Source organism: Hymenobacter cavernae, assembly GCF_014641455.1.
Classification (GTDB): domain Bacteria; phylum Bacteroidota; class Bacteroidia; order Cytophagales; family Hymenobacteraceae; genus Hymenobacter; species Hymenobacter cavernae.
Genome location: NZ_BMHT01000005.1, coordinates 38,992 through 56,898 on the forward strand (window position 1 = coordinate 38,992; position 17,907 = coordinate 56,898).

The 17,907-nt window shown below is 55.2% G+C and carries 19 protein-coding genes and 1 pseudogene; 5 read left to right on the forward strand and 15 right to left on the reverse strand.

Annotation, left to right across the window (positions count from 1 at the left end):
* Positions 1-117: 117 nt before the first annotated feature.
* The 8 genes from IEX74_RS13770 to IEX74_RS13805 all read right to left on the reverse strand — a co-directional run bounded on the left by IEX74_RS13770 (position 118) and on the right by IEX74_RS13805 (position 5,301).
* Positions 118-408: a 2TM domain-containing protein gene (locus IEX74_RS13770; RefSeq protein WP_188814595.1), complete on the reverse strand. Its 291-nt coding sequence runs from the start codon at positions 406-408 to the stop codon at positions 118-120.
* Positions 409-625: 217 nt separating this feature from the next.
* Entirely contained in the window at positions 626-1,459 is an 834-nt protein-coding gene (locus IEX74_RS13775; RefSeq protein ID WP_188814596.1) for an alpha/beta fold hydrolase, read from the reverse strand.
* A gap of 227 nt (positions 1,460-1,686) precedes the next feature.
* Entirely contained in the window at positions 1,687-2,238 is a 552-nt protein-coding gene (locus tag IEX74_RS13780) for a DUF502 domain-containing protein (RefSeq protein ID WP_188814597.1), read from the reverse strand.
* Positions 2,239-2,310: 72 nt separating this feature from the next.
* Positions 2,311-3,192 (reverse strand): 4-hydroxy-3-methylbut-2-enyl diphosphate reductase, encoded by an 882-nt coding sequence (locus tag IEX74_RS13785; protein WP_188814598.1) that lies wholly within the window; start codon positions 3,190-3,192, stop codon positions 2,311-2,313.
* 77 nt (positions 3,193-3,269) lie between these two features.
* Complete coding sequence (gene cmk / locus IEX74_RS13790; RefSeq protein ID WP_188814599.1) at positions 3,270-3,980, reverse strand: (d)CMP kinase; 711 nt, start codon at positions 3,978-3,980, stop codon at positions 3,270-3,272.
* A 32-nt stretch (positions 3,981-4,012) separates the two neighbouring features.
* A complete protein-coding gene (locus IEX74_RS13795) occupies positions 4,013-4,408 on the reverse strand; it encodes a hypothetical protein (RefSeq protein ID WP_188814600.1) in 396 nt (131 codons plus the stop codon).
* Between the two features lie 48 nt (positions 4,409-4,456).
* On the reverse strand, positions 4,457-5,131 hold the full coding sequence (locus IEX74_RS13800) for a hypothetical protein (protein ID WP_188814601.1): 675 nt from the start codon (positions 5,129-5,131) through the stop codon (positions 4,457-4,459).
* Positions 5,132-5,142: 11 nt separating this feature from the next.
* On the reverse strand, positions 5,143-5,301 hold the full coding sequence (locus tag IEX74_RS13805; protein ID WP_188814602.1) for a hypothetical protein: 159 nt from the start codon (positions 5,299-5,301) through the stop codon (positions 5,143-5,145).
* A gap of 86 nt (positions 5,302-5,387) precedes the next feature.
* Between IEX74_RS13805 and ade the strand changes: the two genes are divergently transcribed.
* Complete coding sequence (gene ade / locus IEX74_RS13810) at positions 5,388-7,040, forward strand: adenine deaminase (RefSeq protein ID WP_188814603.1); 1,653 nt, start codon at positions 5,388-5,390, stop codon at positions 7,038-7,040.
* 108 nt (positions 7,041-7,148) lie between these two features.
* Here the strand turns inward: ade and IEX74_RS13815 are convergent, their stop codons facing one another.
* Positions 7,149-7,571, reverse strand: a complete 423-nt coding sequence (locus tag IEX74_RS13815) for a response regulator (RefSeq protein WP_188814604.1) — start codon at positions 7,569-7,571, stop codon at positions 7,149-7,151.
* A gap of 52 nt (positions 7,572-7,623) precedes the next feature.
* Positions 7,624-8,601, reverse strand: a pseudogene (locus IEX74_RS13820) (PLP-dependent cysteine synthase family protein); the annotation flags it as partial.
* A gap of 282 nt (positions 8,602-8,883) precedes the next feature.
* Here IEX74_RS13820 and sucD point away from each other — a divergent pair.
* Positions 8,884-9,762, forward strand: a complete 879-nt coding sequence (gene sucD / locus IEX74_RS13825) for a succinate--CoA ligase subunit alpha (protein WP_188814606.1) — start codon at positions 8,884-8,886, stop codon at positions 9,760-9,762.
* 146 nt (positions 9,763-9,908) lie between these two features.
* Positions 9,909-10,670, forward strand: a complete 762-nt coding sequence (locus IEX74_RS13830) for an HAD family hydrolase (RefSeq protein ID WP_188814607.1) — start codon at positions 9,909-9,911, stop codon at positions 10,668-10,670.
* Here IEX74_RS13830 and IEX74_RS13835 read toward each other — a convergent pair whose 3' ends face one another.
* On the reverse strand, positions 10,671-11,402 hold the full coding sequence (locus IEX74_RS13835; RefSeq protein WP_188814608.1) for a hypothetical protein: 732 nt from the start codon (positions 11,400-11,402) through the stop codon (positions 10,671-10,673).
* A 139-nt stretch (positions 11,403-11,541) separates the two neighbouring features.
* Here IEX74_RS13835 and IEX74_RS13840 point away from each other — a divergent pair, with 139 nt between their 5' ends.
* Together IEX74_RS13840 and IEX74_RS13845 are read left to right on the forward strand one after the other, a co-directional pair.
* Complete coding sequence (locus tag IEX74_RS13840; RefSeq protein ID WP_188814609.1) at positions 11,542-12,942, forward strand: mercuric reductase; 1,401 nt, start codon at positions 11,542-11,544, stop codon at positions 12,940-12,942.
* Between the two features lie 401 nt (positions 12,943-13,343).
* Positions 13,344-14,471 carry a T9SS type A sorting domain-containing protein gene (locus IEX74_RS13845; protein WP_188814610.1) on the forward strand — a complete coding sequence of 376 codons (1,128 nt, stop codon included), beginning with the start codon at positions 13,344-13,346 and terminating at the stop codon, positions 14,469-14,471.
* 12 nt (positions 14,472-14,483) lie between these two features.
* Here IEX74_RS13845 and IEX74_RS13850 read toward each other — a convergent pair whose 3' ends face one another.
* From IEX74_RS13850 to IEX74_RS13865, 4 genes are all read right to left on the reverse strand, one after another.
* A complete protein-coding gene (locus IEX74_RS13850) occupies positions 14,484-15,254 on the reverse strand; it encodes a hypothetical protein (protein WP_188814611.1) in 771 nt (256 codons plus the stop codon).
* A gap of 130 nt (positions 15,255-15,384) precedes the next feature.
* Positions 15,385-17,049, reverse strand: a complete 1,665-nt coding sequence (rny, locus tag IEX74_RS13855; RefSeq protein ID WP_188814612.1) for a ribonuclease Y — start codon at positions 17,047-17,049, stop codon at positions 15,385-15,387.
* Between the two features lie 123 nt (positions 17,050-17,172).
* On the reverse strand, positions 17,173-17,463 hold the full coding sequence (locus IEX74_RS13860) for a cell division protein ZapA (protein ID WP_188814613.1): 291 nt from the start codon (positions 17,461-17,463) through the stop codon (positions 17,173-17,175).
* Positions 17,464-17,493: 30 nt separating this feature from the next.
* Positions 17,494-17,790: a hypothetical protein gene (locus tag IEX74_RS13865; protein ID WP_188814614.1), complete on the reverse strand. Its 297-nt coding sequence runs from the start codon at positions 17,788-17,790 to the stop codon at positions 17,494-17,496.
* Positions 17,791-17,907: the final 117 nt, after the last annotated feature.

Sequence of the window (17,907 nt, forward strand, 5' to 3'; positions counted from 1 at the left end):
CTGAATGACTGAATATCAAAGCTCCTCCTATCGTACGGATTTGCTTCTTACTCAGCCACGCCATTACTCAGCTAACCCAAAAAGCTAGGTTGGATAGCCGAATTACTTAGTTACTCACTAACGAAGCGTATTCTGTTTCTGACGAAGTAGCTTCTCGTATTCGCGCTCCATAAGGGTATTTCGGCCGAGGCCGCCGTAGGTATTAATGCCTTGCATCACGACGCCAAAGCCCCAGAAGAAAGTCGACCAAACCGGCCAAGGAAACGGATAGAGCTGATGGGGAGAGGTAAGGGCCCAAATGACCCACAGCAGCGCATTGACGGACAAGTAGGTGAACAGATGAGACTTGAATTTGGCGCGGGATTTTGCCTGGCGCCAGAGTTCGGGGTCGCGGGATGTCGTTTCCATGGTTCAGCTGTTATAAGGTAGCGAGAAGTTACTCAGGATTAATGATCAAAGCTACCGACCTAGGTTATTTGCTTCAAAAACAAAGCTACCCAGGCAGTAACTTTTCCAGCTGAACTGTCTAAAAAGAGGGATGAACGGTTACGGTTCGTGCTTCCTGTTCTTCTCTGCCGGTCCAACACCTAGGGCATCAGACCGGCCGGCACAACCTAGCTTTTCCTTACAGCCGCGTTTCCGGATGACGACGCAAGTACGCGGCTACATCGTAGATCAGGCCGGCGTGACCTGCATCCAACAGCACCGTATTAGCTTTCTTCAAGGAACCAATAAACTGCTTCAGGCCCGCGGGCGGAATCACCCGGTCGTATTTGCCAAGGAAAAACGTAACCGGCGTCGACTTGCGGTTGAGCAACGAGGCTAGCTTTCTCAGGTCAAAAGCTAGGTTCTTAAACCCAGCCCAGCTACGATACACGCGCAGTCGTTTCTCACGGCTATCCAGCTGCCACTCGGCAAAGCGTACCAAACCCGGATCAACCAGGCGTTTCTCGCTCAGCTTGTTGATAAAGCCGAGCAGCCGCTGTGGCCGCAGCACCGCCCGACCCAGCAACCCGCGAATTAAAAGTGGCGAAGTAGCCAGCGTGTACCACAGCTGCGCGCGAATACCATCCGGCGCAATCAGCCAGACTTGCTCTAGCTGATCGGGGAAGTTTTCCACGGCCGTCAGCGCAAACTTGGCGCCCATGCTGAAGGCCAACAGGCTGAACTTCGTAATCTTATGCTCATGCAAAAACTGACTTAGCAGTTCGGCCAAGCGCTTCTTGGTGATTGGCGCGTCGGCTTTCATCAACCGGCTTTTGCCGTGGTAAAATAAATCGAAGGAATACACGCTCACGTCCGGACCTAGCACGGAAGCTACTGAGCGCCAGTGCCCTTCACTTTGTCCGTAGCCATGAAAAGCCAGCACCACCCGCGGCCCGTCGCCGTAGCGTTGGTAGTGCAGTTTCGTCTTGCCGGCTACGCGTTTATTTTCTGTTGTTAATTGCTCCGTAATCATCAGGAATAGAACATAATTACGACTCTATTCGTCCCCGATTAAGCAATATGTCGCGAAGCCTGCGCTTCGCGTATCGCTAGAACGACAGCACAGAACGTCGTAGCGCGAAGCTCCCGCTTCGCGTATCGTTAGAACGACTCGCACCTAGGTTTTTGCAACGACATCGTTCAACGATGCGCGAAGCGGGAGCTTCGCGCTACATCGCTCGGCGACACACTCCGTGGAACCTAGCCTAATCGTGAAACACCGCCTGACACGATGAACTTCATCACTTCGCTGCTGGGCAGCTCCAGATACGTCACGTTGTCTTTGGGCACCAGCACCAGCTCGCCGGAGAAATTATAAGAGTGGGGAAAGTACACGGCCAAGAGCTGTTCCCGGTTGATGGAAGTCATGTGGTCCTGCGTTACAAAACCTAGCTTAAACACTTGATCCGTGGCATTGAGCCGCACCAGCACCGGGCAGTTAAATTTTTGATTATCTCCTACAAACGCGTCGAATAAATCTTTAAGACTGGAGTAGATAATGCTCACCAGCGGCGTGCGGTGCAGAATGCGCTCAGCAATAACCAGGAATGGCCGCACCATAAACGACTTGGCGATAAAGCCTACTGCCGTCAGCACCACAATAGCCGAAAGCAGACCTAGGCCCGGCGGCATCCCATTGAAGCGAAATAGCGCATCGAGCCAGCTGATGCTCGCATACAAGATGTACATCGTGAGGCTAATAGGCGCCACGATAAGAAAGCCGTTGAGGAAATAATTGAAAAACTTGCGCATAGCGGAGAGAGCTAAAAAAATACCCGGCCAAGTTGACCGGGTAAATAAAAGGAAGTAAAAGCTAGGTCAGGCTCACACGCTAACTGCCACCTGCTCAATGCGGTCGGCGACGCGCTGCATGAGCCACATGGGCGTGCTGGTGGCTCCACAAATGCCAACTGACTCGGCGCCGTGGAACCACTCGTCATCTATTTCCTGCTCGTTTTCCACGAAATAGCTGCGCGGGTTCGTCTTATTAACAACGCTGAACAAGGCTTTGCCATTGGAGCTTTTGCGGCCACTCACAAACACGATGACATCGTGCTGCACGGCGAACTTGGCCAGGGCCGGTTCCCGGTTGCTCACCTGGCGGCAGATGCTGTCGTTGGCATCAAAGGAAGCTAGCTCACCACCGGCTGCCGCAATCCGCTCTTCGATGAGCTGCTTCATGTGGTAGAAACCGGCTGTGCTTTTCGTGGTCTGGCTGAAGAGCGTAACGGGCCGGGTGAAGTCAATCTGGTCGAGGTCGGCATCGTTCATCACGATCAGGGCGCGATTGCCGGTCTGGCCCGTGAGGCCAGTGACTTCCGCGTGGCCGGGTTGGCCATAGATGACAATCTGGCCATCCTGGCGCTTGGTGGCGTCGTAGGCGTGCTTTACGCGGTTCTGGAGCTTGAGCACCACCGGGCACGAAGCATCAATAAGTTCCAGGTTGTTGCGCAAAGCTAGCTCGTAGGTTTCCGGCGGCTCGCCGTGCGCCCGGATGAGCACTTTGCAATCGTGGAGTGCGGCCAGCTGCTCACGGTCGATGATGCGCAGGCCCTGCTGGTAGAGGCGCTCCACCTCCATGCGGTTATGCACAATGTCGCCGAGGCAGTACAAGGTTTCTTCGTGCGCCAGCTCGTCTTCGGCCATCTGAATGGCAAACTCAACGCCGAAGCAGTAGCCGGAATTCTTATCTATCGTGACGTTCATGCGCTTTCTTCAACAAACAGACTTACTCTTACAACTTTCGCGCCCCAATCGAACCTGACAGGGTGGCTAGGTTTCCCCTAGCCGTTGTGCGACTGCGCCAGCATGGCCCGCGAAAACAACGCCGCCGATACTCGTTCGAGCACAAAATCCACTTGCTCGTCGATGGTGATGTGCGTGGTATCGAGCAGCACAGCGTCGGCAGCCCGGCGCAGGGGGCTTTCGGCGCGTGTCGAATCAATATAGTCACGCTTTGTGAGGTTTTCGATAATGGCACCTAGCTCCACCTGCTCACCCTTCTCAGCTAGCTCCTCCTGCCGGCGCAGGGCGCGGGTATGGGTATCGGCCGTCATAAACACCTTCACTTCGGCGTCGGGGAAAACAGTAGTGCCGATGTCGCGGCCATCCATCACCACGCCCCGCTTACGGCCCATGCGCTGCTGCTGGCGTACCATGGCGTGGCGCACGGCCGGAATAACCGACACCTCGCTCACATTATTGGAGATGTACATCTGCCGGATTTCATCTTCCCGAATCTGGCCGTCGAGGCACAGCTCGTTGCGGCCGGTGCGGCGGTTGCGCTTGAAGCTGATGTGCATGTCGTGCAGCGCCTGCTCGATGCGCGGCAGATCGTCGAAGGCAATCTGATGATCAAGCAAGTACAGCGTGACGGCGCGGTACATGGCGCCGGTATCAATGTAGGCGTAGCCCAGGGCGGCGGCTACGGCTTTGGCCGTGGTGCTCTTACCGCACGAAGAATAGCCGTCGATGGCAATGACAAGTTTCTGCATGGCAAAATCGGGCGGCTTGGGGCTAGGGTGAGTCACGAATTTTGTTCTTTACGGCCGGAGGCGGCAGCCAGACGTTCAGGTAGTTCCGTAAAGAATACGGCTACCGACGAAGGTCGGCCGTGGGCGAGCTGTTCGGCAACGCGGTAAAAGGGATTGAAAAAAGAGTGCCCGCCGAAGCCGACACCCGTGGTACCATCGGGCCCGGCGGCCCACTGCCCGCCGTAGGTCTGCACCATGCACTGACCTAGGTAGCAGCCCAGCGCCGTCACGGTGTTTTCCCGGCTGCTATCCGTCAGGCCAGGTCGTTGCGCCTCAATCACTTCTGCCAAGCGCTGCACCCCTTCGGCGTCGAAGGCAGTGAGCCGCAGCTGCTGGCGGACGGCTTCAGCGGCGTTTTGCAGCGTGGAAAGAGGTGATTCAGTGGGCATTGAACAAGGCTACTCGCTTACTTGCTAAGATTTAGAAATAAGCTTCTGTTAATGATTTTGCTGCTTCCAATTGACATATACGGCAACAATCTGCTTGGTTTGTTTAGCTCGAAGCGCACCAGCTTTTAACTGTTTTGCCAAATCCGGATGATCTCCGAAAAGGCTTAACATTACCTGCTCGAATTCTTTGCGCTTAACCGGAACTGTTATTACCTGCTTCCCGTGGCTCAGCAACAAACCGTCGCCGTCCCACTCTGGAGTGTTCATGGTAGTCCAGCTATAACTTGCCAGCAGATAGCCACCGCGGTTATATACCTGTTTAACAAAGCAAGCAGGAACCTTCACATCAGGTTTTTTAGGGTCGGCAAAGTTCCGCATAACCCGAAACGTGTCGATGACAGTCGCTACGGCTTGCACCTCGTCCAAGGAAAATAACCTTTTTTGCCTGCTTCCCTCCTCTTGTGCCTGGAGCCCGCCCTCAAGACCCTGAAGCCACATCTTAGCCGGGTGCCAGCTCTGGTCAACCAATTGATAGTTGCCCTTACCTAAACTGACTAAGTCGCCGCTAGTAGCAATTGCGCCCATGGTAGCAGAACGCACCCCTGCTATAATAAGTCCTCCCACTTGCGCGCTTACCTGGATTGCCTGCGTAATCAACAGTAGCAGCGACAATGCAAGCACTTTCCTCCAACGGACAAAGCCAGACATCAAGGAGTAGATCATATCAATTGCGCCTAATGGCTGTCGCACGGACAGGGAATGTGGCCGGATTTGGCTTTGCGCTTATACGAAGCGGTTTTCTTTTGCTGCGCCGTGCGACCCGCGCAACCGGTGGCCGCAACACCCGACCCTAGGAAAAGGGTAAGCCAGAGCATCGTTATAATCTTTCTCACAGGGGCGGATTTTCCCGCAAATATAAGGTTCTTTACCCGTTCACCTTCCTGTAGCCTCAACTTTAGCCTGCTCCTGCATCTAGCTTATGCCAGCCGAATTCTCACTCCGTGCCAACGTTATCAACTTATTTATCAACACGATAACACTCGGCACCATTCACGTCGGGGAAGGCAAAATTCGGCGGATTGAACTCACCGATGAACCTAGCCCTGACCCGGCGCTGCCTTACATTTTGCCGGGCTTTGTGGATGCGCATGTGCATGTAGAAAGCTCGCTTTTGGTGCCTGCTGAGTTTGCCAGGCTAGCTGTCGTGCATGGCACTGTGGCAACCGTATCGGACCCGCACGAAATTGGGAACGTGCTGGGCGTGGCGGGCGTGGAGTACATGCTGGCCAACGGCAACACCGTACCGTTTAAGTTTTGCTTCGGTGCGCCTTCGTGCGTGCCCGCTACGCCTTTTGAAACGGCCGGTGCCACCATCACCGCCGCCGACATCGAGCAGCTTTTCCAGAACCCTGCCGTGGGCTATTTGGCCGAAATGATGAACTGGCCCGGCGTGCTGCACCGCGACCTGCTGGTGATGGAGAAGATAGCCCTGGCTCAGCGCTACAACCGCCCTGTGGATGGGCATGCGCCTGGCCTGCGCGGCGACGATGCCCGCCAATATGCCAGCGCCGGCATCAGCACCGACCACGAATGCTTTACGGCCGAAGAAGCCCTCGACAAGCTAGCCGTGGGCATGAAGATCTTGATTCGGGAAGGCTCAGCGGCCCGCAATTTTGAGGCACTGATTGATCTTTTGCCCGAACACTACGAGAGCCTGATGTTCTGCTCCGACGACAAGCACCCCGACACGCTCGTGCTAGGGCATATCAACCAGCTCGTGCAGCGCGCCGTGGCCCGCGGGCAGGATGTGCTGAAGGTGCTGCGCGTGGCGTGCCTGAACCCGGTGCTGCACTACAACTTGCCCGTGGGCCTGCTCCGCGAAGGCGACGCAGCTGACTTTATCGTGGTTGATAACTTACAGGACTTCAAGGTTCAGCAAACGTATATCAACGGTGAGCTAGTGGCCGAGAACGGCCAGACGCGTATTCCGGCTGCGCCGGTAGCCGTTGTTAATAACTTCCATGCGGAACCCGTGGGAGCCAAAGATTTTCAACTACCTGCTCCTGCTGACACGGCAACAGTCCGCGTCATCGAATGCTTTGACGGGCAGCTTATCACCGCACGCCGCGACCTAGGTGCTACAGTAGAAAACGGCCTCGTAGTGCCTGACCTAGGCAACGACGTCTTGAAACTGACGGTCGCAAATCGTTATGCGGCCGCCGCGCCCGCGGTAGCTTTCATCAAAGGTTTCGGGCTGAAGCGTGGCGCGTTGGCTTCCAGCGTCGGCCACGATTCGCACAACATCACCGCCGTAGGCTGCGACGATGAGAGCCTGGCCCGCGCCGTGAACCTGGTTATTCAGGCGAAAGGCGGACTGGCGGCCGTTGGTGAGAATGGTGAGGAATTGCTGTTGCCCCTGCCCGTTGCCGGCCTCATGTCGGATCAGGATGGCTACGCCGTGGCGGAGGCGTACACGGCCATTGATGCGCTGGCGAAAAAGCTAGGTAGCCCGCTGGCCGCGCCGTTTATGACGCTTTCCTTTATGGCGCTGCTTGTTATACCTAGCCTGAAGCTCAGCGACAAAGGTCTGTTCGACGGCGAAGCGTTTCAGTTTGTGGAGGCTGTAGTGTAATCGTAGGAACGCGCCACGGCGCGTTCATCGTTGGCGTTGACTGAACTAATCGTTCTGCCTCGTTCAACGATGAACGCGCCGTGGCGCGTTCCTACAAACAACTGGTACCTAGCTTGCGGAAAACCGCTTGGCTAGCAGCTTCTGCATTTTCTCTTCGGTGAGGGGTTTGGTGAGGTATTCTACGTCTTTGAACTGCGATACGCGGGCGGTATCGGCGGCGTGCATGGAGGTGGTCAGCACGGCCATTACGGTTCTGCTTTTCACCTCGGGGGGCAGGCTGTCGTAGTGTTTCAGAAACTCGAAGCCATCCATGCCGGGCATTTTAAGGTCGACAAAAACCAGCTCCGGCAGATGGTCGGAGGCCTCCGAAGGCTGCCGGCCATTGCCCCACAGAAACTCAAAGGCTTCTTCTGCTCTGGTGAACGTACGCACCTGATCCGCAATAGCCAACCGGTTGAGCAGACGATTATTCAGGAAGCTGGTCGTTTCGTTATCGTCCACCAGCACGATATTCTGGAGCTTTTTGGTCATGTTCAAAATCACGGAAGGCAGTTGCTACTTGCTTCTAAAGTATTGAAAACTATTGTAACCAGCCTTGCGCGCGCATCCAGTCATCGTTGTAAATTTTTGCCAGGTAGCGGGTACCGTGGTCGGGCAGAATCACAACCATTGTATCGTCTTCTTTCAGGTGCTCCCGCGCGTATTCCAGGGCGCCAAACACCGCCGAACCGCACGACCAGCCCACGAATAAGCCTTCTTCCCTGGCCAGGCGGCGCGTCATCAGCGCACTATCCTTGTCCGATACTTTGATAAACAAGTCAATCTGGTCGAAGTCAACGTTCTTCGGCAAAATATCTTCGCCGATGCCTTCCGTTTTGTAGGGGTAGATTTCGTTCTGGTCGAAGATGCCGGTTTCCTTGTACTTCTTGAACACCGAGCCATAGGTGTCGATGCCAAGCGTAACCAGCCCCGACTTCTGCTCTTTCAGGTACTTGCTGGTGCCGCAGATAGTGCCGCCCGTGCCCACGCCACAAGCTAGGTGCGTGATGCGGCCTTCAGTTTGCGCCCACAGCTCGGGGCCCGTCTCTTCGTAGTGCGCCGCGGTGTTGGAAAGATTATCGTACTGATTGGGGTAGAACGAGTTCGGAATTTCGGCGTTGAGCTTGCGCGCCACTGAGTAGTAAGAGCGCGGGTCGTCGGGCGTTACATCGGTAGGGCAGATGATGATTTCGGCGCCTACCGCTTTCAGAATATCCCGCTTTTCTTGTCCCTGCTTGTCGCTCATTGTGAAGATGCAGCGGTAGCCCTTGCTGATGGCCGCCAACGCCAGGCCCATGCCCGTGTTGCCGCTGGTGCCTTCGATAATAGTGCCGCCTGGCTTGAGCAAACCCGCTTTTTCGGCGTCTTCAATCATTCTCAATGCCATGCGGTCTTTCACCGAGTTGCCGGGGTTGAAATATTCAACCTTGGCCAGCACCGTGCCGCGGATGCCGTCCGTTACTTTATTGAGTTTCACCAGAGGCGTGTTGCCAATGGCTTCCACTATGTGATTCAGGTACATGAGTTTGGGGTGGAGTAGAACCACAAAGGTACGAAATGGTGAGTTGGTGAAGCGGTGAGATGTGCGATGGTGAAGTGGTGAGTTTATCGTTTGCACAGGTTCAGGTGGGCTGTAAACACCAGAACATCAACCCCACCACTTCGCCAACTCACCATTTCACCACTTCACCACCTCACCATCTCCTTGCAGCCGGCCCAAAAAAGCCTACTTTTGTGGGCCGGTATTTTTCCGATGCCGACGGTCTTACCCCCAACGGAATAGCTACTCTAAAACCCGTTTCGAATGAGTGTTCTGGTTAACAAGGATTCTAAAGTGATTGTGCAGGGCTTCACCGGCTCGGAAGGCTCCTTCCACGCCCAGCAAATGATTGACTACGGCACCAACGTGGTAGGTGGCGTGACGCCCGGCAAAGGCGGCACCAAGCACCTCGACCGTCCCGTGTTCAACACGGTTGCGGAGGCCGTTGAGCAAGCCGGCGCCGATACGAGCATCATCTTCGTGCCCCCGGCTTTCGCCGCCGATGCCATCATGGAAGCCGCTGACGCTGGTATTAAAGTTATTGTAACCATCACCGAAGGCATCCCGACCAAGGACATGATTGCGGTGAAAGAGTACCTCAAAGACCGCGAAGGTCTGCGCATGATCGGCCCGAACTGCCCCGGCGTAATGACCGCCGGTGAGTGCAAAGTGGGTATCATGCCCGGCTTTATCTTCACGAAAGGCAAAATTGGTATCGTGTCGAAGTCGGGCACGCTGACGTACGAAGCCGTTGACCAGCTCACGAAAGCAGGCCTAGGTCAGACCACGGCTATCGGTATCGGCGGTGACCCGATCATTGGCACCACCACCAAGCAAGCGGTAGAACTGCTCATGAACGACCCCGAAACCGAAGGCATCGTAATGATCGGTGAAATCGGGGGCGGCATGGAAGCTGAAGCTGCTCGCTGGATCAAAGAAACCGGTAACAAGAAGCCCGTTGTAGGCTTCATTGCTGGCCAAACTGCACCTCCCGGCCGCCGCATGGGCCACGCCGGTGCTATCGTAGGCGGCGCCGATGATACGGCTGCTGCCAAGATGGCTATCATGCGTGAGTGCGGCATCCACGTCGTGGATTCGCCCGCCGAAATCGGCGATACGATGCTGCGCGTATTGAATAGCTAGGTTTTGCTAACTTCTGAATAAAAGAAAAGCCCCGGTTTGCGCCGGGGCTTTTTTGCGTAATATCAATAGACATCTGGCGCTTACCGAAACCAGAAACCTAGGTAGCGCTAACCAAGAGCTACGTTTTATACTCACTGATTTTATCTATGGCGTTACACGAGAAGCAAGCGCCCCCTCCCACCCGCACCACCACCGTCCTCTTCGACCTCGACGATACGCTATTCGATCATGCGGGCACCGCGCGGGCAGCACTAGCAGCTAGCACCAGCAATCTGCCTTTTGCCAGCGAAATAGAGTTGGATGAGCTGTATAACCGCTATAGTGAGCTATTGGAAGAGATGCACCCGCTGGTATTGGCGGGCCGCTACAGCTACCAAGAGGCACGGCAGCTGCGTTTTCAGCGCTTGCTCGCTCCTTATGGCGCTTTGGCTACTGAAGCGGAAGCAGACGAATTTGCGCAGTTTCACTACACGCATTACCGCAACCTGCGCCAGCCGATAACAGGTGCGCTGGCCTTGCTAGAGGCATTAAAACCGCAGTACCGCATCGGCATTGTAACTAATAACCGCACGGCTGAACAGGAAGACAAGCTGCGCTACCTAGGTATGACCCACCTAATAGACGCGCTGATTACCTCCGAAGACGTCGGCGTTACCAAACCCGACCCGCGCATTTTCCAGGTAGCCATGCAGCACCTAGGTGCCGCGCCCGCCGAAACCGTAATGGTCGGCGACAACTGGACGGCCGACGTGCTCGGCGCCTTGGCGGTGAGTATCCGGCCCGTGTGGCTGAACCGCTTCGGGGCGACGCGGCTGTCACCTGATGTTGAGGAAATCACTGGTTTTGAACCGTTAACGGAGGTGCTGCGGAAGATTGTGGGGCGTACGACGAAAGTTGCGGGCTACTAATTACCGTTTCCCCTCCTGCCCGCCAATATTCACGATTATCCCAAAATTAAACACTGCATTAGCTGCCTTCAGGTACTTGCGTTGGCGCAAACCGAAGTTGCTGCCGCTGATGAGCTGGAACTGCACCGGCCCGACTAATTGCAGGCGCGTGTAGGTGATGGGCTCGATAAAAACGTTTTCCTCACCTAGGGTGGCTACGTTGTCGAGCTTGAAGTTATCGAGCTGTAAGTAGCTGACGCGCATGGCCGTGCCGTAGGTGATGGGGAAGTCGCGGCCGAAGACGTGCACGTTGCTGTTGTCTTTGGAGCTATAGTTTACCTGCACGAAGTACTTGGTCAGGCCGCCTTCCAGGGTGCGGGTCACTACTTTTTCGGCGTCGCGCTCGATACGTTTGGAGTGGCCGCCCCCCAGGCCGGCGTATACTTCCAGCACGCGCCGATCTTTCAGGCGCGTGTAGTAACCCAGGCCTACTTCTGCGAAGTCGTGGTCGAGGGATTTCTTCTTTTTATCGTTGTGCAGAAAGGAGGCATTGCCGATAACACCTAGGTGCTCGCCGGCCGCATACGCGCCTTGCAGCGACACATTATTATCCAGATTAGTATAGATGCCGCCGCTGAACTCGCCTTTTTGGGTGAGCAGCGGCACCTGCGGCGGTGGCGGAAAATACAACGACGAACAGCTCGCCAGCACTGGCAGCAAAAGCGCCAGCAGCGCCCATAGAAAAAGCTTCATACCCGAAAGCTAAGGAGATTGTGGAGCCAAAACGAATAGGCCAGCATTTCGTTGCCCGACCCTAGGTCGCTGCCTTGCGTATAGCAAGCACAACCATAGCGCGGCTGATTCGCTCACCACTCTTCTTCCTACTATTTCTATGCCCACCTCCTTCGACGTTCTGATTATTGGCTCCGGCCAGGCTGGCAATCCTTTGGCGACTTCTTTCGCGAAAGCGGGCCGCAAGGTGGTGCTGGTGGAAGAAAACTTCTTCGGCGGCTCCTGCATCAACTACGGCTGCACGCCCACCAAAGCGCTGCTGGCCTCGGCCGAACGAGCCCACCAAATACGCACGGCCGCTGAATATGGCATCGGCGCGACGGAGCTAACAGTTGACTTTGCCGCCGTGATGGCCCGTAAGAATCAGATTGTAGGGGAAATGCGCGAGGGCACGCACAAGAACCTGACAGAAGAGCAGCCGAACATCACGGTGCTGCACGGCCACGCGGAATTTACGGGTCCGCACAGCGTACGGGTGACGCTGGACGACGGCAGCTCACAGGAAGTTGAGGCCGAGCTAATCTTCATCAATACCGGCACGCACGCCGCCACTCCCGACCTTGAAGGTCTGAGCGACATCCCGTATTTCACCTCCACCACCCTGCTCGACAGCCCGGAACTACCTGAGCACCTTCTGATTTTGGGCGGCAGCTATATTGGTCTAGAGTTCGGGCAGATGTTCCGTCGGCTGGGCAGTAAAATCACTATCATCGAATCGCACGCGCATGTGCTATCCCGCGAGGACGACGACGTGTGCGACGCTATGCAACAGTTCCTCGCGGAAGAAGGAATCGAGTTTGTGCTAGGTGCCAGGGCTCACCGGGTAGCGAAGGATGCCGACGGCAAGCTTACCTTAACTCTTGATACTGAACAAGGTGAGCAGCAAGTACACGGTACGCACCTGCTTGTGGCGACAGGCCGCCAGCCCAACACCGGCAAGCTAGGTCTGGAGAAAGCCGGCGTGGCCCTGGATGAGAAAGGCTACATTAAGGCCGACGACGACCTGCTCACCAACGTGCCCGGCGTATACGCCCTCGGTGATGTGAAGGGCGGGCCGCAGTTCACCCATATCAGCTACGACGACTACCGTGTGGTGCGTGACGCTATTTTGCACAACAAGCGCCGCCCGGCCAAGCAACGATTTCTGCCTTATGTCGTCTTCACCGAGCCGCAGCTAGGTCGCGTGGGCCTTTCGGAGAAACAGGCACAGGAGCAGAATATCACGTATAAGATGGCCTCGCTGCCGGTGAAAACCATTGGGCGGGCACGGGAAACCGGCCACACCACGGGCTTCATCAAGGTGCTGGTCAACGACGAAAACCACATCATTGGCGCCGCGGTATTAAGCGAGCAAGGGGGCGAAATCATGACCATGCTTCAGCTCGCCATGGCCGGCAATCTTACCTGCGACGTGTTGCAAAACATGGTGCTAGCGCACCCTACCTGGGCTGAGAGTCTGAACAACCTGTTCGCAAAGCTAGCCCCACCCGACGAAGCATAGAAGCTAGGTCACTGTTACTCAGTGCCTAGCTTAACTGGATGCAACAGCAAAGCGAATGTCACTTCGACCAGCGGGCGAAACCTCGCATGGCAAGGTACTATCCTCCCTCTGGCTTCCCGCGAGACTTCTCTTATCACGAGCCCGTACTTGCCCAGTAGGCAGCAGTACAGTCACAGCCATCAGAAAACAATACTTTATATATATAATATTTAATAATTAATGGATATAAGTTTGTTTTGAAACTTTTCTTTTATAAGATTTGACCCTGTGTAAGAAAAGCACAAAAAATAATATACATAATTCAATGCGTTGCCTGCATGCAAAAAGCTATACTCTTCGCAACTCTGCTTTTTTCAGCCGGTGCTTTTGGGCAAAAGCCTTCTGGAACTACCACCAAACCAGTGCTTGACGTCAACGGATTTCCGCTCGGTAGCACACTCCCACAAACCACATCTACGCTCCAAGAAGCTGCTACTACCGCCTACTCCTACAGCGGCGTAAGAGCCCTCAGTGAAATTAACGACGCTAATGACGCCGATGCTTACCCCTGGCTTTCGCCCGATGCATTGCACCTGTACTACATCACGGGCACTGCCAGGAAACTGATGTTTGCGCAACGTGCTAGCACCAACAGTCCTTTCAGCGCTCCTATGGCAGTGCTGCTCGACCTAGCTTCACCACCTGAATCGTGCTGGCTATCAGCCGATGAGCTGGATATTTACTTCACGGCAAACAACTCCCTGTATTTTGCTCAGCGCCCGTCGCTTACAGCCAAATTTGGCAAACCAACCATGGTGGCACTCACAGGGCTACTCACCTCATTTGTGTCTTGTCCTTCGCTGAGCACTACCCAAGACCGGCTATTCCTATTTGCCTCGGCCATCGGCATAGTAGAATTTGCGCGCACTTCGGCTACTTCCTTCACCTACGTTCGGAAGCTGCCCGTACCGGTTGGCTTCCAGCCTTATCCAGGCCAGCTGTCGAAAGATAACCTGACGTACTTCCTGGGCGCCTCTAACAACATAGACAAACGGATGCTGTATCAGCTCAGCCGCCCTAGCACTAGCGCAGCTTTTGAAGCTAGCTCTTTTCAGCTGGTCCAAGGCATCAATGTCACTACGGCCTACAATGGGCAGCCCTCGATGTCGGCTAATATGGAATGTGTGGTTTTTACCGCCACTTCTGATTCCGATAACTCTTGGGTTTCTAATGAGTTATACCTAGCTAGCCGCAACGAAGCAACCATTCTGGCAAGTAGCAAGGCAGCTTCTTTAAGCGTAGCGGTGTATCCGAACCCCGCCGCCGAGTACATTTGGCTGAAGTATCCGTATTCAGCCGCGCACCCCGGCAACCTAGCTATCATGTCGACCACCGGCGCCACGGTGCTCACCCAGCCGCTAGATGATGCTTCCGGCCAGCTCACCCTCAACACGCAAGCGCTGCGCAACGGCGTGTACCTCTACCGCATTTCGCAATTCGACAACGACAAGCTAGCTATCAGCACCGGTAAATTTATCGTATCGCACTAATCTTGAGTAAGTTCAATCTCGCTTCTTGAAGCGGTGCGGATAAATCACCAAGCCGAGTGAAGTAAGCAGCTGTGGCTCTTTTAAGTCTTTGATTGGCCGTTCGTAAAAGACTTGCTTTGAATAATCGGCCGACCAAGATACGCTGACGGCTAATTGTAATTGCGCCCACGGGAACAGACCTGCCCGGTCCCAATACCGCACGAAGAACATTGGCTCGCTCCGGGTCATACGCCGCAGGTTTATGGGCAAGCCGTTGTTGGTCAGCCTAGGGAACTGCACCTGCGACAGCCGGTAGGCCAAGCCCATTGTGGTTCGTTCGCCCTCATAGGCGGCAAAAACCTCCCCGAAAAGCTTATGAAAACGTGCTTCATACTGGTAGGTTGTTACGCTGTCATCCAAGGACTCAAAGCCACCGTCATCATAGCGCCGGCTGCTGCTGCCACGCCCGTAGCCACCTAGCCCGCCTACCAGCCACTGCTCCGACAAAGGCCAGTACGTACCGGCGCTTACCTCAAGTTGCCGCAGACGAAAATAGAGCTGCGTCGTGTCTACTTTACCCGGCCGCAACCCACCCGCGGCGCGCACGAGCACATGCCGGGCAGGCGAATACGTAACCGAGCCTTCCAGCCGCTTCGCCAGGAAAACACTGCCTGCTACTTCCGTCTGGCCTTTGTCGCGCAGCATGGGCGCGCTCGGTTGCAAAGGCGTGTAGATGGAGCAGCTTGCCAGCAGGCCAGCAGAAGCTAGGTGCAGGAGTATTCGAGTAAGTAGAAAACGATACATCAAGCAGGATAGCTAGCTGATTTATAAAGCAGTACAATAACATGAGCTATCTAGCCAGCATGAAGTTGCATAAGCACAAAAAAGCCGCCGTAACTTTCGTCACGACGGCTTTTCGATAAGCTAGGTTCTATTACTTGGCGTACGCCACGGCGCGCATTTCCCGAATCACGGTAATCTTGATCTGGCCGGGATACTGCATTTCTTTCTCAATCTTCTGCGAGATTTCGTAGCTCAGCTCCTGAGCCCGCTCGTCGCTCACATTGTCGGCATTCACCATCACGCGCAGCTCGCGGCCGGCCTGAATGGCGTAGCACTGGTTCACGCCTTCGAAGCCTACTGCCGTTTCTTCCAGCTGCTTCAGGCGCTTAATATAGCTTTCCATCATCTCGCGACGAGCACCCGGGCGCGAACCGCTGATGGCGTCGCAAGCCTGCACGAGTGGTGAAATCATGGCCGTCATCTCGATTTCGTCGTGGTGGGCGCCGATGGCGTTTACCACGTCGGGATGCTCCTTGTATTTTTTGGCCATCTCCATGCCGAGAATGGCGTGGGGCAGCTCCGGTTCTTCCGTACTTACTTTGCCAATGTCGTGCAGGAGGCCCGCACGCTTGGCGTGCTTCACGTTCAGACCTAGCTCGGCGGCCATCGTGGCGCAAAGGTTGGCTACTTCGCGGGAGTGCTGGAGCAGGTTCTGGCCGTAGCTGGAGCGGAAACGCATCCGCCCTACCATCTTAATCAGCTCGGGGTGCAGGCCATGGATACCTAGGTCGATGATGGTCCGCTCGCCGATTTCAACGATTTCCTCGTCGATATTCTTGCGGGTCTTGGCCACAATCTCCTCGATGCGAGCCGGGTGAATACGGCCATCTTTCACCAGCAGGTGCAGCGACAAACGCGCTACCTCGCGGCGCACCGGGTCGAAGCCGGAAATGATAATCGCCTCAGGCGTATCATCCACAATGATTTCAACACCGGTAGCCGCTTCCAGCGCCCGAATGTTGCGGCCTTCGCGGCCAATAATCTTTCCTTTTACGTCGTCCGATTCGATATTAAAAATCGAGACGCAGTTTTCAATAGCGTGTTCAGCGGCGGTGCGCTGAATGGTTTCCAAGACAATCTTCTTGGCGTCTTTCGTAGCCGTCAATTTAGCTTGCGCTACCACATCTTTGATGTAGGAGCTAGCTTGAATCTGGGCTTCATTGCGCAACGAATCAACAAGTTGCTCGCGTGCTTCGGAGGCCGAGAGATTGGCAATGGTTTCGAGCTGATGCTGAATCTGGAGGCGCTGCTCTTCTACTTCCTGCTGCTGGCGCGTAAGCTTTTCGAGCTGCGCTTCGTGCGTGCTGCGGCGCTTTTCGTCTTGGGTCTCTAGCTTTTCGCGCAACTGCTGCGATTCAGTCTGAATCTTGTCGCGCAGCATGTCGAGGTCTTTTTCCTTCTTCTGGAGCTGTTCGAGTTGGCGCTGCGTGGTTTGGGTCAGCTGCTTGATGCTCTGCTCCTGCTCCTGAATACCTAGGCGGCGCTGGTTCAGATCAGCCTCTAACTCAGCTTTTTGGCGACGACTGTCGAGGTCAAACTCGTTCTTGAGCTGACGAAACTTATCCTTCGACTGCTGAATCCGCTCGTCGCGGATGCGGTTGGCCTTTTCTTCGGCTTCCTGGAGGAGTTGTTGGGCGCGGGCTTGCGCCTGGGCTTCCTGGTCCTGCCGGGCCTTTCCGGCCAGCAGGCGTCCTAGCACAATGCCGGCCCCGAGGGCAACGACAGCGGCAAGGACAATATACACAATGGTGGGCATGAGCTATGGTTTTTGGGAGGAATTGAAAACCATAACAAAAAACAGCTGCCCAACGTCCCCCGAAAAGCAGCAAAGCCGATTGCTTCGCTCCTGATCAGATAGAAAGCCGCACTGGCACTCTCCTTAACTGAGTACCAGCGTCGCAAGCAGCTTATCCAGGCGCGACAGGCGCTCGGTCAAGGCTGCATCGGTCCCATCCTTTTCCTTACTGACTTTCAGACCGTCGGCCATGGTCGACAACGCGGCCATCGCTAGCAGATCCTGCTTGTCCTGAATGCCGTACTGTTCACGAAACTCCTTGATACGGTCGTTGAGCAGCTTTCCTGCTTGGCGCAGGCGCTCCTCTTCCTGGGGGCTTACCCGCATCGGATAATCCCGGTCGGCGACACGGATTTTAATGGATAATTCGCTCATATTCAGCGGCAGATGGAATCTTGATGGTCGTTACTCCCTCAAATAGGCAAGGCACTTATCAATTTCTCGAATATAGTCGTTGAGGCGGTGTTTCAGCTCGGTGGCGTGGGCAGGGTCTCCTGCTATGGTATTGACAAGTTTAACGATATTCTCCTGATTTTGGAAATCCTTCAGTTGTCGGTCCCTATCGCGCACATCCGCGCGGAGCTGCTGGATGGTGGTTTGGGCGTCGGCCAGCTCCTCGCGCAACTGCTGATAAGCAGCCACTAACGACGTTACCTGCCGCTCCAGGCGGTCGAGATGGGCAAGCTGTTGGGAGGAAGCCATTTTTTGGTTTTTGGTGGTTTGTTTCTGGTTTTTGGCGCTGGTAGGCAGCCTAGGTTTCTCGACTTCTGAACGTCATGCTGAGCTTGTCGAAGCATCTCGCGTGCAGTCGTTGAACGT